The 25,279-nt window shown below is 40.6% G+C and carries 24 protein-coding genes; 9 read left to right on the top strand and 15 right to left on the bottom strand.

The genetic code is table 11. The features are described from left to right. Positions 1 to 4: 4 nt before the first annotated feature. Positions 5 to 646, bottom strand: a complete 642-nt coding sequence (locus tag QCD85_RS11395) for an NAD(P)-dependent oxidoreductase (RefSeq protein ID WP_273614062.1) — start codon at positions 644 to 646, stop codon at positions 5 to 7. Positions 647 to 925: 279 nt separating this feature from the next. On the opposite strand from QCD85_RS11395, the gene QCD85_RS11390 reads away from it, so the two are divergent. Then, positions 926 to 1,807 carry an NAD(P)-dependent oxidoreductase gene (locus QCD85_RS11390; RefSeq protein WP_301262670.1) on the top strand — a complete coding sequence of 294 codons (882 nt, stop codon included), beginning with the start codon at positions 926 to 928 and terminating at the stop codon, positions 1,805 to 1,807. Positions 1,808 to 1,958: 151 nt separating this feature from the next. Here QCD85_RS11390 and QCD85_RS11385 read toward each other — a convergent pair whose 3' ends face one another. Next, positions 1,959 to 2,516 carry a guanylate kinase gene (locus QCD85_RS11385; RefSeq protein ID WP_301262669.1) on the bottom strand — a complete coding sequence of 186 codons (558 nt, stop codon included), beginning with the start codon at positions 2,514 to 2,516 and terminating at the stop codon, positions 1,959 to 1,961. 144 nt (positions 2,517 to 2,660) lie between these two features. Between QCD85_RS11385 and QCD85_RS11380 the strand changes: the two genes are divergently transcribed. Together QCD85_RS11380 and QCD85_RS11375 are read left to right on the top strand one after the other, a co-directional pair. Continuing rightward, positions 2,661 to 3,407, top strand: a complete 747-nt coding sequence (locus QCD85_RS11380) for an ATP-binding cassette domain-containing protein (protein ID WP_301262668.1) — start codon at positions 2,661 to 2,663, stop codon at positions 3,405 to 3,407. Continuing rightward, positions 3,404 to 4,165 (top strand): ABC transporter permease, encoded by a 762-nt coding sequence (locus QCD85_RS11375; RefSeq protein WP_274171507.1) that lies wholly within the window; start codon positions 3,404 to 3,406, stop codon positions 4,163 to 4,165. The genes QCD85_RS11380 and QCD85_RS11375 overlap by 4 nt, the downstream gene beginning before the upstream one ends. An 80-nt stretch (positions 4,166 to 4,245) precedes the next feature. Here the strand turns inward: QCD85_RS11375 and QCD85_RS11370 are convergent, their stop codons facing one another. Then, positions 4,246 to 5,172 (bottom strand): DMT family transporter, encoded by a 927-nt coding sequence (locus tag QCD85_RS11370; protein ID WP_301262667.1) that lies wholly within the window; start codon positions 5,170 to 5,172, stop codon positions 4,246 to 4,248. 273 nt (positions 5,173 to 5,445) lie between these two features. Between QCD85_RS11370 and QCD85_RS11365 the strand changes: the two genes are divergently transcribed. Beyond that, complete coding sequence (locus tag QCD85_RS11365) at positions 5,446 to 5,742, top strand: DUF6509 family protein (protein ID WP_307301301.1); 297 nt, start codon at positions 5,446 to 5,448, stop codon at positions 5,740 to 5,742. Further along, complete coding sequence (locus tag QCD85_RS11360) at positions 5,742 to 6,443, top strand: NAD(P)-dependent oxidoreductase (RefSeq protein WP_301262666.1); 702 nt, start codon at positions 5,742 to 5,744, stop codon at positions 6,441 to 6,443. Before QCD85_RS11365 ends, QCD85_RS11360 begins: the two co-directional genes overlap by 1 nt. A gap of 121 nt (positions 6,444 to 6,564) precedes the next feature. On the opposite strand, the gene QCD85_RS11355 is transcribed toward QCD85_RS11360, so the two are convergent. From QCD85_RS11355 to QCD85_RS11300, 12 genes are all read right to left on the bottom strand, one after another. After that, positions 6,565 to 6,993: a hypothetical protein gene (locus QCD85_RS11355; RefSeq protein ID WP_301262665.1), complete on the bottom strand. Its 429-nt coding sequence runs from the start codon at positions 6,991 to 6,993 to the stop codon at positions 6,565 to 6,567. A gap of 114 nt (positions 6,994 to 7,107) precedes the next feature. Beyond that, positions 7,108 to 7,464, bottom strand: coding sequence for a hypothetical protein (locus QCD85_RS11350; protein WP_301262664.1), 357 nt, complete (start codon positions 7,462 to 7,464; stop codon positions 7,108 to 7,110). Positions 7,465 to 7,516: 52 nt separating this feature from the next. After that, positions 7,517 to 8,698, bottom strand: a complete 1,182-nt coding sequence (locus QCD85_RS11345) for a response regulator (protein ID WP_301262663.1) — start codon at positions 8,696 to 8,698, stop codon at positions 7,517 to 7,519. After that, positions 8,673 to 10,550 (bottom strand): cache domain-containing sensor histidine kinase, encoded by a 1,878-nt coding sequence (locus QCD85_RS11340; protein WP_441005619.1) that lies wholly within the window; start codon positions 10,548 to 10,550, stop codon positions 8,673 to 8,675. Before QCD85_RS11340 ends, QCD85_RS11345 begins: the two co-directional genes overlap by 26 nt. A 148-nt stretch (positions 10,551 to 10,698) precedes the next feature. Further along, positions 10,699 to 11,523: a carbohydrate ABC transporter permease gene (locus QCD85_RS11335; protein WP_273614071.1), complete on the bottom strand. Its 825-nt coding sequence runs from the start codon at positions 11,521 to 11,523 to the stop codon at positions 10,699 to 10,701. A gap of 16 nt (positions 11,524 to 11,539) precedes the next feature. Continuing rightward, on the bottom strand, positions 11,540 to 12,430 hold the full coding sequence (locus QCD85_RS11330) for a carbohydrate ABC transporter permease (RefSeq protein WP_274171504.1): 891 nt from the start codon (positions 12,428 to 12,430) through the stop codon (positions 11,540 to 11,542). Positions 12,431 to 12,547: 117 nt separating this feature from the next. Continuing rightward, positions 12,548 to 13,867 (bottom strand): extracellular solute-binding protein, encoded by a 1,320-nt coding sequence (locus tag QCD85_RS11325; RefSeq protein WP_301262662.1) that lies wholly within the window; start codon positions 13,865 to 13,867, stop codon positions 12,548 to 12,550. Positions 13,868 to 14,078: 211 nt separating this feature from the next. Beyond that, positions 14,079 to 15,149: an ABC transporter substrate-binding protein gene (locus tag QCD85_RS11320; RefSeq protein WP_301262661.1), complete on the bottom strand. Its 1,071-nt coding sequence runs from the start codon at positions 15,147 to 15,149 to the stop codon at positions 14,079 to 14,081. Next, positions 15,146 to 15,967: an ABC transporter permease gene (locus QCD85_RS11315; protein WP_204825979.1), complete on the bottom strand. Its 822-nt coding sequence runs from the start codon at positions 15,965 to 15,967 to the stop codon at positions 15,146 to 15,148. Before QCD85_RS11315 ends, QCD85_RS11320 begins: the two co-directional genes overlap by 4 nt. Further along, positions 15,960 to 16,769 (bottom strand): ABC transporter permease, encoded by an 810-nt coding sequence (locus QCD85_RS11310; RefSeq protein WP_204825978.1) that lies wholly within the window; start codon positions 16,767 to 16,769, stop codon positions 15,960 to 15,962. The genes QCD85_RS11315 and QCD85_RS11310 overlap by 8 nt, the downstream gene beginning before the upstream one ends. After that, a complete protein-coding gene (locus tag QCD85_RS11305; RefSeq protein ID WP_273614076.1) occupies positions 16,759 to 17,868 on the bottom strand; it encodes an ABC transporter ATP-binding protein in 1,110 nt (369 codons plus the stop codon). Before QCD85_RS11305 ends, QCD85_RS11310 begins: the two co-directional genes overlap by 11 nt. Before the next feature lie 147 nt (positions 17,869 to 18,015). After that, on the bottom strand, positions 18,016 to 18,384 hold the full coding sequence (locus QCD85_RS11300; protein ID WP_301262660.1) for a hypothetical protein: 369 nt from the start codon (positions 18,382 to 18,384) through the stop codon (positions 18,016 to 18,018). A gap of 170 nt (positions 18,385 to 18,554) precedes the next feature. Here QCD85_RS11300 and QCD85_RS11295 point away from each other — a divergent pair, with 170 nt between their 5' ends. From QCD85_RS11295 to QCD85_RS11280, 4 genes are all read left to right on the top strand, one after another. Next, entirely contained in the window at positions 18,555 to 19,790 is a 1,236-nt protein-coding gene (locus QCD85_RS11295; protein WP_301262659.1) for a right-handed parallel beta-helix repeat-containing protein, read from the top strand. 287 nt (positions 19,791 to 20,077) lie between these two features. Next, the gene (locus QCD85_RS11290) at positions 20,078 to 21,679 is read left to right on the top strand and encodes a hypothetical protein (RefSeq protein WP_301262658.1); all 1,602 of its coding nucleotides are present in this window, start codon (positions 20,078 to 20,080) and stop codon (positions 21,677 to 21,679) included. 126 nt (positions 21,680 to 21,805) lie between these two features. After that, entirely contained in the window at positions 21,806 to 22,960 is a 1,155-nt protein-coding gene (locus tag QCD85_RS11285; RefSeq protein WP_301262657.1) for an aminotransferase A, read from the top strand. 269 nt (positions 22,961 to 23,229) lie between these two features. Beyond that, positions 23,230 to 25,269, top strand: a complete 2,040-nt coding sequence (locus tag QCD85_RS11280; protein WP_301262656.1) for a methyl-accepting chemotaxis protein — start codon at positions 23,230 to 23,232, stop codon at positions 25,267 to 25,269. Positions 25,270 to 25,279 lie beyond the last annotated feature (10 nt).

Below are 25,279 nucleotides of genomic sequence, written 5' to 3'. Positions count from 1 at the left end.
ATGATTACTTCGCTTCGCCCACTACACTAAAGCGCGCGTTCACATGTGCTGCTTTTTCCGCTTCGTCTACAATTGCAATCGCATAATCAGCATAACTGATATAGCTGTTACCTTCATTGTTAACGATCATTTTCTCTCCACCCGCTGTGTAAGAACCGGTACGTGGACCTTGTGCATCAAAAAAGGCAGCAGGGCTTAAAAATGTCCATTGAATACCGCTTGATGCTTTCAAATCGTCCAAGTTTTTACCCTGGTTAGATGCTGTTGGTTTGTAAGCATCAGGGAAGTCCGGTGTATCGATAAGGCGTACAGAATGAGCATCATCCACATAAAGGCTACCTGCACCACCTACAACGATTAAACGAGTATCAGGAGCACCTTTCAAAATGTTGATCAACGATTGACCTACAGTGATATGAGATTCTTCTTGTCCTTGTGGAGCAGCATACGCATTGACTAGAATATCGTATCCTTTAATATCTTCGGTTGTAATATCCAATACTTCTTTTTCGATTACATTTACTTTGTCATTTTGCACTTTAGAAGCGTTACGTACGATAGCTGTAACTTCGTGCCCTCTGCTCAAAGCTTCTTCAACGATCAATGATCCTGCTTTACCTGTTGCACCGATAACTGCGATTTTCATACTTAAAACCTCCATGTTGTATTAGTTGATGTATTGTAATGCTTATTACTATATGTGTAGCTCTAAAGCTTGTACTGTGTATTTCGCCTTACATGTAACAATTATAGTTACAGGATGAAATAATGTCAACTGTTCTGGTCGGATTACCAATAACTATTTATTATAAAGTATAGATAGCAGTGAAATTGGGTATTCATACATTAGTACCTTTAGCGCGGTTATTCTAAACAAACGATAACGTCAATTACACGGTAGTATCCAAAACTAAGGAGTGTCATTATGAAAAATATAGCGTGGATCGGAACAGGGCATATGGGCTTACCGATGGCTCATAATTTGTTGAAAGAAGGATATACATTACATGTCTACAATCGCACCAGTGAGCGTGCGAAGCCGTTAGAACGTGCAGGAGCAACACTGTATGCTAGCCCTGCCGAAGCGACTGCTCAAGCTGAAGTGGTGTTTGTGATGTTAACCAAAAAAGATGCGATTGATGATGTATTAAGCGGCGAACAAGGTATTCTTAGTCAGCTACGTGCAGGTATGTATGTGATCAATATGAGTACGATCAGCCCTGAAGAAGCCAAAGCGTTGGCGAAGCAAATTACAGATAAAGGCGCAATTTATGTAGATGCTGCGGTATCTGGCTCTGTCGCTCCGGCAGAACAAGGAAATCTGGTTATTCTTGCAGGAGGTCAGGCTGAAGATATTCAAGCTTGCCAACCGTTTTTTGATATTTTAGGTAAAAAAACGATCCATTTCGGCGAAATTGGTCATGGGAGTTCTGCCAAATTATCTATCAATCTATTGTTAGGCATTTCGACACAAGCGATTGCCGAATCACTATTAATCGCTGAACGTTCAGGACTGCAACGTGAACAAGTATTAGAAATGTTCGGTGAATCTGCTGTAGCCACTCCGTTATTAGCAGGCAAAAAAGACATGTTTATCAACAACGAATTTCCAGCGGCATTTATGTTAAGTCTAATCTCCAAAGATCTAGGCTTACTCACTAATGAAGCCAAACGATTACATGTACAATTGCCTCTAGCTGAAGCAGCAGATCAGACATATCGTGAAGCTAATGAGAACGGTAAAGGTGAACTTGATCTAGCCGCTATCTGGCTTGAATTGCAAGAACGTCATCCCGATCAATCCTAAAACTTAACGATTCTTGAGATGATTCTATAGACATACGAAAGCCTCCCATAAAGTCAGCCATCTATACTCACTTTATTGGAGGCTTTTATCTAGTTATTATGACATCAATTATCCTATTTCTATTGATCTGTATGTTAGCGAGAACATGAATTTATTTGCGCGCTGTACGAGTAATGCCTTCTCGAATATAGTCGATCACCTTTTCTGCTGTACGCAATTGTCCTTCTGAATTATGAATAATCAGATCACATTGTGATAATGCCGCTCGTTCCTGATCATAGCTCTGAAGACGTTGCTCTTGTTCATCAATACTCACTTTACGATCAAATAATCGCTTTGCCAGTTGCTCACGATCTGCTAGCACTCCGATTAACAATACCCGATCGCCCCATTTTTCTTTGACCAGCTTAGCTCCTGGCGGGTCCATTACTGTCGAACGTACCTGTCCATCTTTTCCTGCATCTTCAATCGAACTGATCGAAGTTCCGTACAGATTGTTACGGTATTCGCTCATTTCTAACATTAATCCCTGACGAAACATAAGCTCAATTTGTTCTCTAGTCGCAAAATGATAATCAACCCCATCTTGCTCGCCTGCTCTGGGTTGACGGGATGTCCATGTGACAATTTTGGGTACTCCTAATCGTGCTTGTAATGTGCTTTTACCTGATGCACTGGGCCCTTGAAAAACAACGATTGAAAATGACATATTACATCCTCCTGCATCTGTAGTTCTTGTTTTTTTGTACAATCAGTATACCAAAAGATACACTGCATGATCTTTCTGCTGTGAAATACGCATTTATACTACAATAATACTTAGCCAAAACCCGAAAGGATGCTTGATCCACAGATGACATTATCGCCATCACCTACATATGCAGTTCAATTCCAACATATCTCTAAATCTTTTCCCAGTGCACAGCGTGCTAGACCTGTATTAGACCAGATTAGCGGGAATATCGAACAAGGCTCGATCACCACACTAGTAGGCCCTTCCGGTTCAGGCAAAAGCACATTATTATCGCTGTGCAATCTATTACTTACACCAGATTCAGGACAACTATATATTCAAGGCAAAGAAATACAGACATGGTCGATTACTGAATTACGCCGAAAAGTTGGCATCGTATTTCAAGATGCTCCAATGGTACAAGGAACCGCACTTTACAATTTACAGACTGCGCAACGATTACATGGGATTGATATCGGTGATCCTTCGACTCTTATCGAACAAGTAGGATTGTCTGCTCATGTGCTTCATCAGCAAGTACAAGACCTTTCAGGTGGTCAAAAGCAACGGTTAGCTCTAGCGCGCACCCTTGCGAATCAACCTCAGATTTTGCTGCTGGATGAGATTACTTCTGCACTTGATCCTTCTTCTGTACGGGAGGTTGAGCAATTGCTACTAGATATCCAACGCACATCAGGCATTACACTCATCTGGGTCACACATCAGATGGAACAAGCGCAACGTGTCGGACAACAAACATGGTTTCTGATGAATGGGCAATTGCTAGAACAGCGACCAACCGCAGAATTTTTTGCACATCCACAGACCGAAGAAGCACAGCGATTTATAAAAGGGGAACTCCAATGACGATTATTGCGTTAACGCTGTCTTTATGTTTTGTTTTATTTGCTGTAGTGTTGTCTCGTTCGTTCAAGTTAGGTCTGGAAAAAGATGTGCTAATCGCCACATTACGAGCTACGATCCAACTGCTAATTATCGGCTATGTATTGAATTTTATTTTCGGCTTAGAGCAGTTATGGGTCGTCGGCTTATTTCTATTAGTGATGATCACTGTCGCGTCGCTCAATGTATCTAAAAAAGGCAAATCGGTTCCTTATATGACGATCAAAGTTTTTTTGACACTGGTGATTGTGGAGATCGTAACGCAGGCACTATTGTTAGGATTCGGAATAATTCCAGCAACAGCACGTTATATTATTCCGATCAGCGGTATGATTATCGGCAATTCTATGATTCTAGGCAGTCTATTAGTGACTCGGTTACGTTCGGAAGTGACGTTGCGACAGCGTGAAATCATTTTGCTATTGTCGCTTGGAGGCACACCTAGACAAGCGATTTTGCCGGTGCTCAAAAGCGCTGTTCGTTCCAGTATGATTCCAACGATAGACGGGCAGAAAACACTCGGTCTGGTTCAGTTACCCGGTATGATGACCGGACAGATTATCGCCGGTGCTGATCCGATTACAGCAGTGCGTTTTCAATTGTTAATTGTGTTCACTACGATGACTTCGGCGATTATTACAAGTATTTTGCTTAGTTTATTTATTGCGCCTAGCTTGTTTAACAAACAACAACAGTTGCAGACCGAACCGTTAGAACAATAGATAAGCATACAAAAAAGACTCCTCAGTGCATGATGATGCGTAGAGGAGTCTTTGCTTATAGTAATTAGATCAGATGGTGATTACGAATGAACTTCTTTGGTATCGATATTAACGATAGGCGTATGACCGGACTTTTCTTTTGGTGTACGATTTACCAGCAAGATACTAATAACGATCAAGACCAAGCCGATAATCAGATTCACTGTTACCGATTCACCCATAAATAACACACTAAGAATAATAGATACTAATGGAATCAAAAACGTATATGAACCGACTGTACTCGCTTCGCCTGAACCAACAAGACGGAAAAAACATAACCAGCTAAGAGCGATAGCGAAAATACAGATAAACAGTAATACTCCGATAAATGTAGCGTTCCACGTAATATCTGACCAGCTTTCGGTACCTGTACCAACGGCTGTCATTACGACGCCACCCATAATCAATTGAATGGTTACTAACCAGATCGGATCAACCCGATCGCCTACTTTTTTCACATAGACTGTTCCTACACCCCAACTAACCGCAGATGCTAATGCAAGTACGATACCAATTACCGAGATGGAACCAGAGAATCCTCCTGCACTAATCGTGGCTACACCTGCGCAACCTAATACAAGACCTATCGCTTTGAGCGGATTCATCGATTCGCCTACCCATAACCAGGATAAAAATCCGACTAATACTGGCTGTAAAAAGACAATCGCCGAGAACAATCCAGCAGGCATATAAGCGATACCGATCGTCTGACAACCGTAAAACAAAATAATATTTAGAATGGCAGAGATTGCATAGATTTTCCATGTCTGCTTCCAGCGAAGATCACGCAAACGTGGTAAAGCAACAATCAATAACAACAACCCTGCAATCAATGTCCGAATACCGGAAAATAAAATAGGTGGTGCATAGTTTAACGCGAACTTGGATAACGGCCAGTTCACGCCCCACATTAAGATCAAAAATGCTAAAAACAGAGCAGTCTGCCCTTTGGATAACGCCTTCATTCTATTTCTCTCCTCTAAGCCAATCTGGATGACGATCACTTACGACAAAGCTGACATGTCATGTACCTTTCGAGTATACAACGCTTTTTACAATTGTTCAATAGACATTAAACATTTGTTCAAGTAAAAAGAAATTACTACTTTCACTATCCTCTACTTCCTAGCAATCGTGCTATAATAAGACTTCACTGGACAATGACAGTGCACTTCGTATGTACATCATGATTAGAATAATATAAGCGCATCTTTGCTAGATGCAGGAGGAATAGAATAATGGAAATAACAAGTTATCAGGTAGAAATGATTAAAGACCCTTTTGAAATTTTGGTCGGCACACGTTACGAATTTTTTATTGATTTTGAAGTCGATGAAGAGGACGATATCTATTCGGTAAACGGTCTCTATATTCGTGCTATTTATAAAGTTCAAGAAACAGGCAATGGTATTGTAAACTACGATATTATTGAAAAAGGAACCGATCGTGTACTGGATTTCGATCTAGAAGAAGAGGAAGAGCAAGAGTTAGCAGCGTTTTGTGAGCAAAACTGGAAAAACGCTGAGTCTAACTAATGCGTATTCTACTGCTTGGTGCGACAGGTCGTGTCGGACAATCGGTTCTACAATATGCGCTTCATGATGGTCATGAAGTGACTGTATTGGTACGTTCTCTGGATAAGTTAAATGAACAATTGGCAGACTATGCAGAGGGTTTGGTAGAGACTTCTAAAGCATTGTCAGCGATCAATCACTCTTTACCTATCAGCGAACAGATTCCGAATCTGCATGTTATGGTGGGCAATGTATTGAACAGCAATGATCTTGAGACCGCTTTGAACGGGGTACAAGCTGTCATTAGTACACTCAATACCGATAAAACGAATACGTTATCTGTTAGCACGCCGATCATCGCCCAGCTGATGCAGAAGAAGTCGATTGCACGCATTATTACAGTAGGCACAGCAGGCATTTTACAGAGTCGTATCGAAGCAGATAAATACCGCTATGAATCTTCTGAATCCAAGCGAAAAAGCACTCGTGCTGCTGAAGAACATCGGGTGATGTATGAGACGTTGCGAGATTCCGGGCTCGACTGGACAGTAGTCTGCCCGACGTATTTGCCGGATGGAGAGTATACGGGTGTCTATCGTGATGAAAAAGATGTGCTACCTGAAGATGGAGCATCGATTTCTACAGGAGATACAGCCTATTTCACATATCAGCAATTAAGCGATCCTCGTTATATTGGACATCGTGTAGGATTGGCTTATTAGATTAGGCAGTATTTCATTTTCAGATTTAAGTATCAAATAAATAACAGTTCTACACATAAAAACCCTAATTTCTATACGAAGTTAGGGTTTTGTGTATTCAATATTTAATTCACGATCATGCTTATTTTACTTTTATTTTCAAAGCATAGATTACGCCATCATTTCCCCATGTACCATCCACACCAAATACATATACACCTGATTTGTCCGGTACGATGATTTGATTAGATGCTTTATCTATATTTTTAAATTCTGTTTTACTCGGATATTCACGAATTCGAATTTCATCAGGACTTGTACCATTAAAAGAAAGTTGAATAGTAGCATTTCCTTTTACAATGGTAGGTTCTTGCTTTTCTGTAGCTTCCCAAGGTCCTCCATACGTCATTTGTCCATGCCAATTGTACGTAGCTACTGTGACAGGGATACTTATTTTTTTACTAGAATCATCCCATTGTGCATTTAACTCAGGAATGTTGTTTTCAGATTTTTGGTTACTGCAACCTATAGCAATACAAAAACAGAAAACGATAAAAAATACCAAACGCATAGCATATGTATTAATAATCAGTGCATCCTTTCTACTCCGAAATTCATATCAATGAAACTAACTTTCCAATTACAAAACTAAACAGTTTGTTATATAGATTACTACGAGTATTTATTATTTCAATCTAGTGTTCCGTTTACTAATCATCAGCTTTTTTGCATATCCATAGAAAAGACATCCTTCTAACACCCAGAATATTAATTTAATAATGATCCATTGGTGCACCCAAAATAAATACACAATGATCATCAAAGACGAGACCGTCACAAACACGTTAAACCATCTGTATTCAATGCTCGTCTGATTGTTATAATCATGTATATATTTGATAATAGCTTGTAACGTAAGCATCCCCATTAAGATAACCGAACCTATCGAAACAGTATTCAACGGTTGCGAAACATAGATCAGTGCTACACCCAACACAATGAGTAGAATAATATTAAACATATTCTTTTCTGACGTAGACATCATTCACCTCCTTTATATGTTGATTCATCTCTATTCTGTTCTCACATCGCACTCACGTATTCAAGATTTTTTCCTGCATTCGATATTCGGTCGGAGTAACCATAAACTTCTTGCGAAATACTTGGGTGAAATGCCCTACATTGGTGTAGCCGATCTGTTCTGCAATATCAGCAAGCTTGAGCTTGGGGTTGTGCAGTAGCACTTTGGCTTGTTCCATGCGCAGGCAGATCACATAATCTTTGTATCCTTGCCCTGTTTTCTGCTTGAACAATTGACTGAAATAAATTGGATTAAGAAATACAACAGCCGCTACCTTTTCTAAAGATAACTCTTCGTTAAAATGAGCACGAATATATTGCAGAGCGACTTGGATCGCATGATCGCTACTGCTTCCTTCTTCTGGCGCATCCACTTGTGCTGTCTTTTCTTCACGTAAGCGATTCACTTCAACAGCGACATGTTCAATCTCTTGGTGAGGACCGGAATGTCTGGTCGCAAACGGGACTTTCAAATACTTTTGCAAATGTCCTTGTAGCGGTTCTAATAGTTGCTCAATCTGGATATGATTATGCAGTGTGACCAGCCCTAATAGACTATTGCGATCAAAGCTCACGACGAACCCTTGACCTGATTGATCGATCAATTCATTTAATACATTTTCTACGATAAAATGCTCCAAATGGGTACTGCGTTGATCTTGTTCGATATTGACCAGAATGAGATAGAATTCAGGATAGTCTGCGATAAAGGTATCTAGACTGATTTTGCCCATACTGAGCCCTGCGGCTAATCGTTGAAATACAGCTTCACGCAAATAATTTAGCCCATCTTTGAGCGCTTCTTCCCCTTTAGAGACTACTCGCTCCTGACGAATCTCGATTGTGAGCGATTCCATTAATTCCACCAATTTCTTTTTGCCGATCGGTTTGAGTAGATAGTCTCGTGCACCTAGATGCATCGCTTGTTGAGCATAGGAAAATTCCGAATGTGCCGAGATAACGATCCATTTGGCTTGTGGCTGACTATGACGGGAAATACGCATCAGTTCCAGACCATTGATGCCAGGCATCAGAATATCGGTCAAAATAATATCGATTCGGTGCTCACTCATAATCAACACCGCTTCTTCAGCAGATGAAGCCAGATGAACATGATAATTAGGAAAAACACTTTCGATGGTACGCTTGATCCCTTCACGAATAAAACTTTCATCGTCTGTAATCAGAATGTGCACGAACAATACCTCCTTTATCGATCGAAATAGGTTGATCTGAATATTCAGACTCTACAGTCTGTGAAGATAATTGAGCGACAGCGGAAGCATCGGATAACGGCAATACCAATTTGACTGCTGTTCCTTTGTCGAGAGCGCTCTCAATATGTATCCCGTTCGTGATCCCGAACATATGAGAAAGTCGCTGATGTAGATTTTGCAAACCGATACTTTTGCGTTCACGATGAACAGGATCGGTGGGGTGAAGCAAAGAATCTCGTAGTCGTTCTAATGTAGATTCATTCATCCCTTTGCCATTATCTGAAATAATAATATTAAGGTATTTCCGATCCGGTATCGCTCTTACTCGCAAAACACCCGGTCGATCTAACGCTTCCAGACCATGCTTGACTGCATTTTCGATAATCGGTTGTAATAACATCTTAGGCACATGCAGATCCATCCACTGCTCTTCGACATCGATCTCTACGCTCAATCGACCATCCAGTCGCATCGTAATAATCGTCAGGTAATGACTAATCTGCTCTATCTCTTCACGTAACGTCACCAGTGCATGATCTTCCCAGTGACTGCTATACCGGAACATATGCGATAACGATAACACCACATCGCCTAGCTCATCATTGCCTTTTTCATCTAGCATCCAGTAGATCATATCCAGTGTGTTGTAGAGAAAGTGAGGATTCACCTGTGATTGAAGCGCATGGAGTTCTGCATTTTTTTCACTGACTGAAGAGACTTTGACCCGTTCGATCAGTTCTTCGATTCGAGCGACCATATGGTTAAACGATACTACAAGCGAATTGATTTCTTCGTAAGAAGTCACAGTAACCATCCCGCGAAAGTTTCCATTTTCCACTTGCTTCATTTCTCGAATCAGTCGCTTTAACGGAGAAGAAATCGTACGGGATACGATAAAAGCGATCAACGCAGACACTACAATCAGCACAGTAACCACAATAAATAAATACCGCTTCGTCTGCGTCAGTTCGACATTGAGATCACGATCCGGCGTTGAACTGACAATCGTCCAATTGGTGGTGCCAAGCTTGGAAGCGGCGATCAGACGGCTATTATTCTGCTGTACATTCACCTGACCCGGTATCTGTGGCAACGAAATATTCGGCGGTAATGAACCGGGCTTACTGTTCGGTTCGATCGAAGTGGGCATATGTTTACCGTCTCCGGTTACAATATTCACTTCGCTATGTGGGCCTAATTTCAAATTATTCATCGCTGTCAAAAACGTATCTGCCCGCGCTTCGATCAGTACAATTCCGATCTGATGTTGTTCATTGAGATTGAATATCGGACGACCGAAAGCAAATACAGGTTGATCTTCCGCCTGATCAATAATCGAATGAGGAAACACACCTAACCAGACCATCTGACCGGACGAACCACTAATCTGCTGATACCATGATGACTTGGTGTATTCAGGATCGATCACATTCATCGAATTGCTATAGTCGTAGATTTTGCCATTTTCACCGATCACATGAATACCTACCAGATCGTCTCTGGAAAAGTAGATTGCTCCCATAATCGTTGTAATATAATTCTGATTAATATACTCAACCTGCGGCGAACTTGCTGACTTCTGACCGAGCAGGCGTACAATATCCACATTGGCACTAATCGACTTGGACAGGCTATCATAACTACCGAGTAGAAGATCAAGCAATCCCACCGTTTGCGATACATTTTTCTGCGCAATCTCGCCTAACTTTTCATGAAATTGAGTGGTTGTACGGTTATAAAAAAGGATACTGACTAGCAGTACAATCCCTGCCATACAGAATAGAAACAAAATAAACAATCGATTATGGATCGAATGTAGACTACGTGACAAAGTGAAATGCTCCTTTCTACAACGGTCGCTAAAAAAGCCAAAGGGCGGTAACCATAAAAAGGATTGGGTCCTCTTTATGATTACCGCCAAGTCCCTATACAGAGATAGTACCAATAAAGGTAGCTTCTGGCAAAATCATTTTATACAATTATCCTTTAACTGCTCCTGCTACCATACCTTTAGTGATGCGTTCAGACAAAATAAAGTAGAAAATAATAACCGGTAACGCACCCATGACAAGGAATGCTCCGATATTTCCGTAATTGACCGAATACTGACTGACAAACGTATACACCCCGAACGGCAATGTTTTGAGTTCTTCGGATGAAATAAACGTCGCCGCTACAATATACTCATTCCAGATATTGATAAACGTCAGAATACATACAGTCATCACAGGTGGAACCGAGATCGGCAAAATAATGCTACGGAAAATCCGGTATACACTTGCTCCATCCATAAACGCAGATTCTTCAATATCTGTCGGGATCGACCGCATAAATCCACTTAAAATAAATACAGCAATCGGCAACGCAAACGCGGTATACGGAATAATGATCGACCAGCGTGTATTTAGTAAATCTAGATTTTTGAAAATAATCATCAATGGCAATAATGTCGCTTGTAGTGGAATCATCATTCCTAGTAAAAATAGCAACATCACATATTGCCCATATTTCCACTTAAATCGAGTAATCGCATAAGCGGTCATGGAGCTCAAAATAACAACTGCAAACAAACTAACCGCTGTAACCAGTACACTATTTCCTAGATATTTCAGATAACTACCGGAAGTATAAGCATCTGCATAGTTATGCCACTGAGGAATATTCGGAAGAGCGAAAAAGCTACCTCCCAGAATTTCTTCGTTTGTTTTGAGTGAGTACATCACTAACCATAACAGCGGATATAACTGCGTAACGATCAGGATCGCGAAGAGTAGATACACGAACCATTTTTTCACATTATTCATATCGTGCTCTCCTCCTCTACGTCACTTTACGTTCGATTTTGTTAAATACGCCATTAATAATCACAGTAATGACCAGACAGAAAATAACAAGGAATGTAGCTACCGCACTACCGTAACCATACTTCTGAGATAAGAACGACATGTTATACATATGCGTCGCTATCGTATCGGTCGCATGTGCAGGGCCACCGCCTGTCATAACCATAACTAACTCGAATGCTTGTAATGATCCGATAAACGCTAGCACAACCGAGATTTTGAAAATAGGTACAACCATCGGGAACGTGATATAACGGTCTGCTTTGAATCCATCTGCACCATCAATTTTGGCAGCTTCATAGATTTCATCCGGTATATTTTGTACCCCTGTAAATTGAATAAGTAAATGGTAACCAAAGTACTGCCATAGCGATACAAAGTAAATCGCATACATCGCAATTGCAGGCTCCGTTAACCAGCTATGTGTCCAGCTATCCAGACCTAGCTTGATCAATACACCATTTAACATCCCGCCCATTGAAGCCGGGTTGTAGATCGTTTTCCACAATTGTCCTAGAATAACGTTAGACAAAATAACCGGTACGAAATAGATCGTCACCAGACGATTTCCTTTACGTACATAGCGATTCAGCAAAATAGCAAACAGCAAACAAAATGGAATCTCAATAATGGAGAAGACGGCATACATAATCGTACGCTTCACCGACATCCAGAAGTTCGGATCATCGAACAGTAATGTTTTGAAATTCGCCAGACCGACAAACTTGGCATCTGAAATCCCATTCCAGTCCAACATCGCCGTATAAAAAGAAACTAGAATAGGAACAAACACCGTCCCTATGTAAAGGATAAGACAAGGAAGTACAAAAATAGCGATCGTGCGAGCAGGTACTTTTAGTACATTCATGGCTTCTCCCTCCTTCCAACTCAAAAGTGTATTTTCTCTCTTTAGCCTTATTCTACTCATAGCGAAGGGGACGCTGTTGACGCCCCCTCGCTGCTACATATCCGTCTCTATGTTGATTTAAGGATTCGCTTCAAATGCAGCTTGGTGCTCTTGTGCAATTTGTTTTGGATCAACTTGTTGTACAAATAGACTTTGAATACTGCTCAAATGTACTTGAGATACCGCTGGATTCATCGTGTTATCGAATGACAGATCGCCACCTTTTACATTTTTGAACAGATCAAGTACATCAATCGCTAGTGGAGAATATCCAGCCGCTTTGAAGTCACCGTCTACTTTTTGACCTAGACCAACTGCATTTTTCAATTCAAATGATACTTTAGGTAAGTTCAGTGCAAAGTAGTTTAAGAAATCTTTCGTTTCTTGTAAATGTTCGCTGTTCGCAGATACGGCAAATGCACTACCTGGAGCAAGCATGAACTCATCTGGATTTCCTTTGCCATTGACTGTTGGGAATTTGAATACGCTCACGTCTTTACCTACTGTTGAACCATCATTCGCACCAGTCTCCCATGTACCGATAAAGAACATCGCTGCTTGACCTGTACGGAACATATTACCGCCTGCTGTAGCATCAATCGATGTTGCTCCTTCAGGGAAAGCTCCGGCTTGAACTAATTTTTGGAAAGCATCGACAGCTTCGACAAAGGCAGGATCATTAAATGTCTTTTTGCCATCAGCTACATCTTGTAAGAATCCAGGACCACCGTTAGTGCGAAGCAAGATGTTCATAAATAGGAATGAACCTGTCCATGAATCTTTTTCACCGATCGCGATAGGTGTGATACCTGCATCTTTAAGCTTTTTCACATCAGCTAATAGCTCATCAAATGTTGTTGGTGGAGCAGCAATACCTGCTTTGGCAAATAGAGCTTTGTTATAAAATCCAACTTCGATATTATTACCATCTGGAAGAGCGTACACTTTTCCATCTTTGCTGTAATAATCAAGCAGTCCTTCTTGATATGTATCTTTTAGACCGCCTTTGTCAATGACATCGTTTAATGGAGCAAGCAAGCCTGCATCGATATACGGTTTCATCTGAGCTGCTGGATTCACAATCGTGATATCAGGAATTTCTTTCGAAGCAGCCTGTGTTTTAAGTTTGAGTTTTTGTTGATCTGTATTTAGTGTATCCAGTTCGATATCAATATTTGGATGTTCTTTCTCATATTGATCAACGATCTGGTGAATCATTTTGTACGTTGGTGTGGTTGGATCAGGATAAATATTTTGGAATGTGATTTTTGTTTTGTCACCGCTATTTCCACTTGCTCCTGAACCGCTTGAACTTGAATCGCTGTTCCCACAACCTGCAAGTCCGAACGCCATTGCTCCTGCTAATAACAGAGCTACTGTTTTACTTGGCATTTTCATATCTTTTAATATCCCCCTCAATGGATAATTTGTACAAAACGTACTGTTTATGACTTTATTATGATGTTAGCGCTTACTTTTAACAATGTGTGAAATTAAGATTTATAGTTTGTATTTTCAAGGTATTCGCTTTTCTTATATTTTTCTTTATTTTGCCAACCACAAAAAAAGCTGCCCTTTATAGAGGACAGCTTGCTTACTACATCTCAGATCACTTATTCATTTTAAACTGTAAAAATAGCTCATTATAATGCACCAACATCTTTTTCCCCAGATTATCATACACTTCAAGCTTATCAGTCAGCTCTTGTGGCGGGTAAAAGCGTTCATCGCCAGAGATGTCTTCCGGCAATAATTTGAGTGCTTCGGCATTCGGAGTCGAATAACCGACATACTCTGTATTTTGCTCGGCAACTTTGGGATCAAGCATAAAGTTGATAAATTTATGAGCGGCATCGACATTGGCGGCTGTTTTGGGAATTACCATATTATCGAACCATAGATTCGTACCTTCTTTGGGAACGACAAAATCCAATTGATCATTTTCGCTCATAATCTCAGAAGCATCACCGGAAAAGACCAATCCTGCTGCCGCTTCATTATTCGCTAGTAACATTTTAATTTCATCCCCGACTATCGCTTTGACATTAGGAGTTAACGTTTTGAGCTTGTTTAACGCTTGTTGTAAATGTTGCTCATTGGTATCATTCAGCGAATATCCCAGACTGTTGAGCGACATCCCGATCACTTCGCGGGCACCATCGGTGAGCAGTACATTGTTACGTAGCTTCGGATTCCAGAGATCGTCCCAGCTATCGAACTTGATCCCTTGAGCTAGATTCGGATTATAGACAATCCCTACCGTTCCCCAGAAGTAAGGTGCAGAATATTTATTGTCTGGATCGAACGATTGATTCATAAATTTAGGATCGATATTTTTCAAATTTGGCAATTTGCTATGATCGAGCGGAATCAACAGATTTTCTTCACGCATTTTGGAAATCGCATAATCCGACGGAATCGCTACATCGAATGTTGTTCCACCTTGTTCGATCTTCGTCAACATTGCTTCATTGGAATCAAAGGTCTGATAGATCACCGTAATACCGGTTTCTTTTTGAAATTGAGCCAGAATATCTGGATCGATATAATCGCCCCAATTGTAGATTGTCAGCGTATTGCCACTTGAATAACCTTCGCTCACATTTAAGCGTGACGCAGTGTACATTAAGATCAGCGCTACCACCATAATACTGAGAAACATTCGGGTAAGAGTCTTCATCTTGGACCTCCTACTGCGATCGGTTCTTCGCGGCGTGGTTTGTTCGTGGCACGTCGATTAATCATATAGTAGCCAACTACCAGCATAACAGTGAATAAGAAGATCAATGTAGATAACGCATTGATCGATAACGCTACCCCTTGTCTAGCACGAGAATAGATTTCAACCGATAATGTGGAATATCCATTCCCTGTTACAAAAAAGGTCACCGCAAAATCATCTAACGAATACGTAAACGCCATAAAAAATCCTGCAAAAATACCGGGCTTGATAAATGGCAAAATAACTTTACTAAGTACATCACGACGACTTGCACCTAGATCACGCGCCGCATCAATCAAAGAAGGGCTCATTTCTTGCAATCTCGGTAGAATCATCAGTACCGTAATCGGAATACTAAAGGCGATATGCGAGATAAGTACCGAAGCAAAGCCTAACTTGATGCCGATCATCGTAAATAAGATTAGAAATGATGCACCAATAATAACATCAGGGCTAACGATCAATACATTATTGAGCGACAACACCGTATCTTTTAACCGGCGACGACGAATCCGATCGATTGCTAGCGCGCCGATAATCCCGATCATTGTTGCAATTGTTGAAGATAATAAAGCAATTACTAATGTGTTAATCACAATAATAATCAGCCTTGTATCTTGAAAAACTTCGCCATACCATTCCCATGTAAATCCTTCAAATTCATGCATATTGCCTGCACTATTGAACGAATAATACATCAGATACAGAATCGGCGCATATAATAGAGCAAACACAAATACAAGATAAAGATTGCCCCAACCATTTTTGTTAGTCATGACGTACCTCCTTGCCGAAGCCGCCACTTAGAATCATGATCACAGCCATTGCAATAATTAAGACTACCGCTACTGTTGAACCCATTCCCCAGTCCTGTGTCACAAGGAAATGCTGTTCAATCGCTGTACCGAGCGTAATGACTTTATTCCCTGCTATCAACCTTGTAATCATAAATAGCGAGAGTGATGGAATAAAGACAGCCATACAGCCAGATTTCACTCCTGCCATCGTTAATGGCAAAATAACACGTCGAAATGTTACCCAACCGGATGCGCCTAGATCACGTGCCGCAGATACCAGAGTAGGATTCATTTCTTCCAGTGCATTATAAATTGGCAAAATCATAAATGGAATAAAAATATACACCGATACAAATACAAAACTAGACGCATTAAATAACAACTGTTGCTCACCGAATCCAAGTGTACCCAGTAGTGCATTAATCGGGCCATACGTTCCAAAAATACCGATAAACGCATATGTTTTGAGCAATAGATTAATCCATGTCGGCAAAATAATCAGCAGAATCCATAACTGCCGATGTTTGGTACGAGTCAGCAGATAAGCCGCAGGATACGCGACTAATAGTGAAAATAATGTTACTAGAAAAGCATACCAGAACGAACTGATCGTCATTTGCAAATAAGTCGGGGTAAAAAATGTCCGATAATTCTGAAGCGTCAAATTCCCATCGACATCAAAAAAAGAATAATATCCTACCAGCACCACCGGTGCGATAACAAATAACACGATCCAGATATAATAAGGCAGCATATAAATGCTGCGTGTATTAGCCTGCATAGACCCCACCTTCTTCATAACCTTCAAGGCGACGATCAAAGTCTTCTTCACTTTCACCAAAACGCATAACATGAATCGCTTCTGCTTCAAAATCAAGCCCGATTTCACTACCTGGATCAGCTTTGCGAGTCGAATGTACCAACCATTCATGACCGGAATCATCATAACAGCTAATCTCATAGTGAACGCCACGGAATAATTGGGTATCTACACGCACTTTAAGCTTGCCTTTTTCAACCGTAGTCAGTTCCAGATCTTCCGGACGAATCACGACTTCAATACTTTCATTATCACGTAGACCCTGATCGACACAGTGGAATCGCTTGCCGTTAAATTCCACCAAAAAATCTTCGATCATACGTCCGGGAACAATATTCGATTCTCCGATAAAATCAGCTACAAAGCGGTTAATTGGCTCATCATAGATATCATTCGGCGTACCACTTTGTTCGATTTTCCCTTTGTTCATCACAAAAATCTCATCAGACATCGCCAGTGCTTCTTCTTGATCATGCGTAACAAAGATAAATGTAATCCCTAGACGTTGCTGAATTTCACGCAGTTCATATTGCATTTCTGTACGTAACTTCAGATCCAGTGCAGACAATGGTTCATCAAGTAACAGCACTTCCGGTTCATTCACCAGTGCACGCGCGATCGCTACCCGTTGCTTCTGTCCACCAGACATTTCACTGATCGAACGTTGATCATATCCTTCAAGATTGACGAATTGCAGAGCTTCTTTGACTTTGGTCGTCACTTCGTCTTTTTTCATTTTTTTGATCCGCAATCCGAAAGCTACATTTTCAAATACATTCAAATGTGGAAAAAGGGCGTAATCTTGAAATACCGTATTCACTTGACGTTTATTTGCAGGTACTTTGTTGATGACCTGACCGTTAAAATAAATCGAACCTCCTGTCGGTTCAGTAAAGCCAGCGATCATACGCAAAATCGTTGTTTTCCCGCAACCGGAAGGGCCGAGTAACGTGTAAAACTTACCCCGTTCTACTTCAAACTCTATATTCTCAAGCACTACTGTTCCATCTTCATAGCGCTTGGATACTCCGTCAAATCGAATAATTGTATTGTCCCCCATAACAGCCTCCTTTAATAACCTCTATCTCTTATTATAACCAATAGATGTCACAACGATTAAAGTATTGTATCCCCTATGTTAAATAGCGATCTGCTAAACATAAATAAAATCCAATCCGCAATTCTCAAGATTGGATTACGATATACTTTATAATTGACGTTTTCTACCTAACCAGCTATCCAATAGACCAAATATCATCGTATAAAATGGTGCTATTTGCCATTCCGAGTACTCTATCCATATCCCTATAAAATAAAGGTTCAATGCAATTATAAAGAAAACAGCCAGAATTGCAATTACATTATCAGTCAAAAGCCTTACAATAAAAGAAATAACAGCTCCGCCCACCCATACAAAACAATAACTAACCGCAAAAAAGATCAAACCGATCCATACTGTATCGCTTGTATTAAAAAGTAAAGGGTCACTATTCTTATCGATCAATAAAAGACCTATCGTTACGATCAAGCAAGTTAGTGCAGTCACTATACTATAATGACGTATTGCTAAAGGCATACCTGTACTCTCCTTATACGCTATTTGATCGAGCACCCAATCTGTATGTATTTCTGCATTTTATGATGATTTACTTCTGTATTATCTTGCAATGACTTAACCTGTCCAAATGCTCAAGTCCCCCATCAATATTCTATCTACAAGGAGGAATTAACCTGCACACCCTTTCTATGAAGCGATGGGTCATCCTATCGATTTCTGTTCTTATCTTATTCTTTTTACCTGCTATCTTTTCACATGCAGACTCTTCTACATCACTTTCCAAAGAACCAGATGAAAGTATTGTCGATGCTTCTGGAAAAGGGGATTATGTCTCTCTTGAGCAAGCCCTTCAAGCGCAAGCTACTGATATTTATATACGGAATGGGATCTATGATGTAAACACTACGCTTCAAATTGATCTGGACGACACAAGCATACGTGGACAATCCCGGGATGGTGTTGTTCTTCGTCAGGCACAAGCACCTAACGATCTAGTAGTGATCCGCGCAGATCGTGTACATATTTCTAATCTTACACTGGATACGTATACCTATAATGCAGGAGCAACTCTGGTCGTTGCCGATGCGAATCAAGTAATAGTGCAAGATTGTTTGTTTAAAGGTTCAGAACGTATTTTTGCTGTTTATTTTGCAGGGCCTTCAGTTGCCGCAGGTCAGGATACACTAGCCGCTGTCGAATCAGGAACACTTGATGATGGCAACCAATTTCTGCGCAATGAAGTATATTCTCATTATGCAGGCGACGGATTGTCTTTTTCATTACAAAAAAATGGGCTCGTTCAACATAATACTCTTCATAACGCTGTACTCGCTTTTTATATGTGCCGTAATAGCGAAGTGTCAAACAATCTGATCAACGATTCACCTGGCGTCGGTATTCATTATTCGATGCCTGCGTATGACAATATTATTCGGGATAATGAGATCTATCGTTCATTAGGATCAGGGATACGTGCTTCTGCTAATCTAGAACACCCTGTACCAACAACCGCTCTATACGAAGGATTGCTGATTGAGCATAACATTATTAAAGATACCCGTTCATTTGGAATAGAACTCGATCAAGTAGGTAGTCGTACACGAATTCAGCGTAATACGATTCGCCAGACTGACTTTTCTGGAATCATCGTTCTTCGTTCCTATGATCTACGGATTCATAATAATCAGTTATCGAACAATGCGTATTATCGTGTACGTGGCAAAATTCATGATTGGGCAGGTAACAGCGGTGGCATTGATTTGGAAAACACCGTTACTGCTACCAAAATCACATACAATACGATCACCTCTAATGGAAAAAGTGATTTTGGGATTCGTTTTTCACCGATACAAGGAAAAAATACGATCTACAAAAACAAACTTGTAGGCACAACTGTAATGACGGATATTATTCGTTTACCTTAAAAATTCCTACTATATATAGCTATATTCCTTGTCTCTATCACTTATCCTTTTCAAGCGACTCCTACTCTACAGTAAGCTAAGTAGGAGTTTTGTTTTTTCAAGAATTTTAGTTACAATTCCTTGATTATCCATATTGACGTAAGCGCTTCCATAAGTAAAAATGAGTGAGATAAATGCTACATAATGGAAAAAAGTGTGGGTTTTGGAACTTTGATCAATTGAGTGTGAAACCTTCCTTTTTAGTATTTTATGCTTCATTTATCTACTATCCTTGAGGAGGAATATGGATGAAAAAGAAATTCACTCACTTGTTGCTCACAGCAGTACTGGTTGTAGGTGCGACTTTACCATCAGCAGGCATTGTGAGAGCAGACGCGGCAAGTGATGCTTCTAACCGAGCATTAACATGGTTAGAAACACAACAAGATGCTACAGCAGGGCTGGCTTTTGACGGATTAGTAGATAGTTTCGAAGATTTCTGGGGCCCTAATAATCCGAAACAGATCGTCTATACTTATGATCAGGCGGTAGCCGCGATAGCATTTATCGTAAAAGGCGAGCGTGGTCGTGCTGAAAAAGTACTTAACAAAATGCGAGATATTCAAGATCCTACAGGCTACTGGCTCAATTCGTACTGGTACAACAATGGTGCAGGCGAAGAGATTCGTGAACATGTAGGCCCTGTTGTATGGATGGCAATGGCAGCGATGGCTTATGAGAAACAATACAACGATACTCGTTACCGTCCTATGGCGCTCAAAGCACTGGATTGGTCATTACAGTATCAACAAGCGAATGGTGGCGTAGCTGGCGGTTGGAGTGCTTGGAGCAACTCTAATGAACCGTGGAGCTCTACCGAGCACAATATTGATATTTATCGGGTATTGCAATATTATGCATCTGTCGATTCAACCAAAGCAGCTAAATATAATGCGGCAGCTACTAAAGTGAAAAGCTTCCTTGATACTAAAGTATGGGACGATGCTAACAAACGCTTTACCGGTGGATGGAAAAACGATACCAATCTGATCGATCCTAAACTCCCACTTGATGTGAATCCATGGGGCGTATTAGCACTGGGTACAACAGGTACGCATAATTATGGAGCAAGCTTAGATTATGTTGAAAATGCTAACGGTGTTCCGGGTACACTGGCGAATCCTCGTTACAAACAGACGCTGACTTATAATGATGCTGGCAATACATTAACCGGTTATGATTTTGATTGGACCGATGAAGTGAAGCCTGCTTATGACGACAATGGCAATCAGATCGGTAATACAGGTGCAGACGTATGGTTTGAAGGATCAGCCTTTATGTCACTGGCGTATTATATGAGAGGCGATGTCTCCAAAGCCAATGCGATTAATACTGAAATTATCAAAAAACAAGGAACGAGCGGAGCTTCATTAGGCGGTATTCCGTATTCTCTTAAAGGTACAAGTAATAGCTATTGGGTGATGGCGCAACAGAACTGTGTATCCAGTACAGGTTGGTTGATCTTATCGCTTGCTCATTTCAACCCGTTCACAGGTCAGTATCTGACAGGTGGGAACCCGACAACACCTACTGATCCAACAACACCTACACCTGATCCGGGCACAGGCACAGGTGATCATACAACTGCGGATTATACAGCAGGTGTAACCAAATCATCTGCTACAGCGATCAGTATCAATATTAAGCCTGTAACTACTGCTAAATATGTAGATGTTCATTACAAAATCAATGGTGGCACTCAGCTTAATTACCGTATGACGAACAGCTCGGGAACATGGAAACAAAGTGTGACCGGACTGAGCGCAGGTACCAAAATCGAATACTGGTTTACGTATGAAAAATCAGGCCCTCAATACGATTCAGCTCATTATACGTATACCTTGAATTAAATCATCTCACAGAGCATCTAATAGAGTATTCTATTAGGTGCTTTTTGCTGTTCGCGGGCAACCTTTTCGTCTATGATTTAGATAGAGTATGATATACATATTATTGTTCAAGAAAGGAACGAAATGATGGAACATTTAATCAATGCTTCAGTCAAAGATATTCAAATTAGCGGTATTCGCAAAATTGCTAATGCAGCCGCGCAGTATCCGAATGCAATCTCACTTACGATTGGACAACCTGACTTTCCTACACCTCAACATATTATTGGCGCGGCTGAAGTCGCAATGAATAATGGCAAAACAGTCTATACGCCCAATGCAGGTCTACCTGCTCTACGACGTGCAGCAGCACATTTTGTCAGACAAAAATACGGGCAAGATTACAATCCTGATGATGAAGTGATTGTAACTAACGGAGCAAGTGAAGCGCTGGATATCACACTACGGACGATTATTACACCGGGAGATGAAGTGATTTTGCCCGGGCCAATCTATCCGGGATATGAGCCGTTGATTCGCTTATCCGGTGGGATTCCTGTATATGTAGATACTCGCTCGACTGACTTCAAATTAACTGCCGATTTGATCGAAAAACATCTATCGACACGTACGAAAGCCATTATTTTAGGTTATCCTTCTAACCCTACTGGACGGGTCATGAGCGGTACAGAATTACAGGAGATCGCTACATTATTGCAAGCACGCGAAGTGTTTGTCATTTCCGATGAAATCTATAGTGAATTGATCTATGATACCCCTCATCAGTCGATTGCTTTATTCGATGGTATGCGTGACCAAACGATTGTGATTAACGGATTGTCCAAGTCTCATTCGATGACAGGCTGGCGGATCGGCTTTACTTTTGCTCCTGCTGAGCTGACTCAACATATGCTTAAAGTGCATCAATACAATGTCACCTGCGCCAGTTCAGTGAGTCAATATGCTGCACTCGAAGCACTTACACAAGGCATCGACGATGCCCTTCCGATGAAAAAAGAATACCAGCAACGGCGTGATTATGTGTATGATCGCTTAATCGCTATGGGGCTAACGTTAACCAAGCCAGAAGGCGCTTTTTATTTGTTCCCTTCGATTGCTCATTTGAATATCGGTTCGATGGAATTTGCTTTACGTTTATTGGAGGAAGCAGGATTAGCGGTTGTTCCCGGAGATGCTTTTTCTGAATACGGAGAAGGATATATTCGTATTTCTTATGCTTATTCGCAAGATGTTTTGAGCAGAGGATTAGATCGGTTGGAACAGTTTATACAGCAATTATAATATGCACCAGACAGTATAAATAAAAACAGGTATCTTTGGAGCGATTTTGGCACCTAGAGGTACCTGTTTTTGCGTTTACAATTAGAGATAATCAGATGTAAAACGACTTTTTTTAGTAATAATCGTTGCTCCTATCAGACAGATATGAAATGAAAATTTGAGTTTCATGAAAAATCTTTAATATTTTCATGCTCTACTCTATTTCTTTAAGCGATATTTGCCGATGTTAGTATAAGAATAAATATGCAGATATTATTAGGAGTGGAGTTATGAAAAATATTAAACAATTTTTGAAATGTCAAACGATTGGCAGTAAATTAATCATTTCTTTCTTTATTGTGATGATTTTAGCTTTGGGTACTTCTAGCTTCACTTCGTATTGGTTAGCTCAAAAAACGCTAAGTAATGAAATGCTCAATAGCGCTTCTTCGAGCGTCGAAACATTGAATTCAACCGTCAATACTGAAATGCAGCAAAATATAGATATTGTTGATTATTTCGCCAGTCAGGTAGCTCAAGCTAATTATGCAGATAGAGATGCTCTTGTGAACGGATTTAGAAGTTATTCTACTTCTCTCAAAAAAATAGAATCACTGTATGTAGGAAATACGACAGGTCAATTTTTTACTTCTTCTGACAAACCTAATCCTGCCGGATACGATCCTCGTGAACGTGACTGGTACAAGCAAGCTTTGACTTCACCTGGAAAAGCTATTATTACGAATCCTTACATTTCTGCTTCTACCAAGAAGTTAACCGTTACGATTGCTAAGCAAACAGCAGATCAAAGCGGAGTTATCGGATTAGATATTAATCTAGAAGCATTACAAGCAACAACAGCAACAGTCAAAATCGGTAAAGAAGGATATGCTTTTATCGTAGGGAAAGACAGCAACTTTATTTCCCATCCTACAGCAATTGGACAGAAAAATGCTTCTTCCGAAGAATTGATGGCTCGTCCAGATGCCAAAGGTAGCTATACCTATCTTTATCAAGATAAACAAAAAGAATTAGTCTATACGACCAGTGATCTGACTGGATGGCGGATTGCAGGTAGTTTTTATCAAAATGAAATCAATGAAGCAACACAACCTATCTTATACAAAATGGTGATTGTTCTATTACTTTCTCTTATTGTAGGTGGTATTGTGGTTGCACTGGTTACTCGCTCTATTACCAAGCGTCTAAGTAATATTGTCGTTGTAGCTGAAGCGATTAGTGATGGCGACCTAACACACCATATCGTAGACCGTAGCAAAGACGAGATTGGCAGATTGTCGCATACCTTTAACAATATGAACGCATCGCTAAGTTCATTGATCCACTCTATTAACGATTCCGTCAGTGACGTTGTCTCTTCTTCAGAGCAATTGAATGCAAGTTCAGAACAAACTAGCCATGCAACCGTACAGATTACGACAGCGATCGAACAATTCTCGGTCGGTAATGAACGTCAAAATAAAAATGTAAATCAAAGCGCAGAGCAATTAACTCAAGTCGCCAATTGGTTACAAACGGTCAAAACCAATTCGAACTCATTACTTTCATTGTCTGAATCATCGAATTATTTAGCAGATAGTGGAGACCGCTTAATGCAACAAACGGTAGGTCAGATTCAGCATATTGATCAATCGGTGCATCAAGCGAATGAAGTAGTCACGAACCTTTCTCGCAAATCCGAAGAAATTTCGGTTATTTTACAAACAATCAATGATATTGCCAAACAGACCAATCTATTGTCTCTTAATGCGGCAATCGAAGCAGCGCGCGCAGGCGAACATGGCAAAGGATTCAATGTCGTTGCAGGTGAAGTGCAGAAGTTAGCCGAGCAATCCCGTTCTTCTTCTCAACATATCGAGAATCTGTTGAAAGAAATTACAGACGAGATTGGGCGTTCATTGTCTACCTTTACCGATATTCATGGTTCTGTTGCTGAAGGGATGATGACGGTTCAACAAGCAGCCGATCAGTTCCAACAGCTACGTACATCATCACATCAGATTTCTTCAAGTCTGACTGAAATGAATACGTTAGTGCAAGAAGTGAACGGCAATGCTGTAGAAGTCGCTCAATCGGTACATGAGATCAGTGAAATTTCCAATGTAAATACTGCTTCTACCCATGAGATTGCGGCTTCAGCAGAAGAGCAATTAGCAGCAATGGAAGAAATCACTGCCTCCGCTCACGCTCTAGCTTCATTGGCAGAAAATTTACAACAAGAAATTCACCGCTTCAAAACAACCGATTCGGTAGCTAGTCCATCAGCGTCTCACGCTACAGCAAGCACTGATAACGATACTGTAGAATAACAGCTATTAT

This window comes from Paenibacillus sp. PsM32 (genome assembly GCF_030433815.1).
In the GTDB taxonomy this organism is placed as follows: Bacteria; Bacillota; Bacilli; order Paenibacillales; family Paenibacillaceae; genus Saccharibacillus; species Saccharibacillus kyungheensis.
Note: the sequence above shows the minus strand (reverse complement) of the source record. Positions and strands in the feature narration are given on the sequence as shown.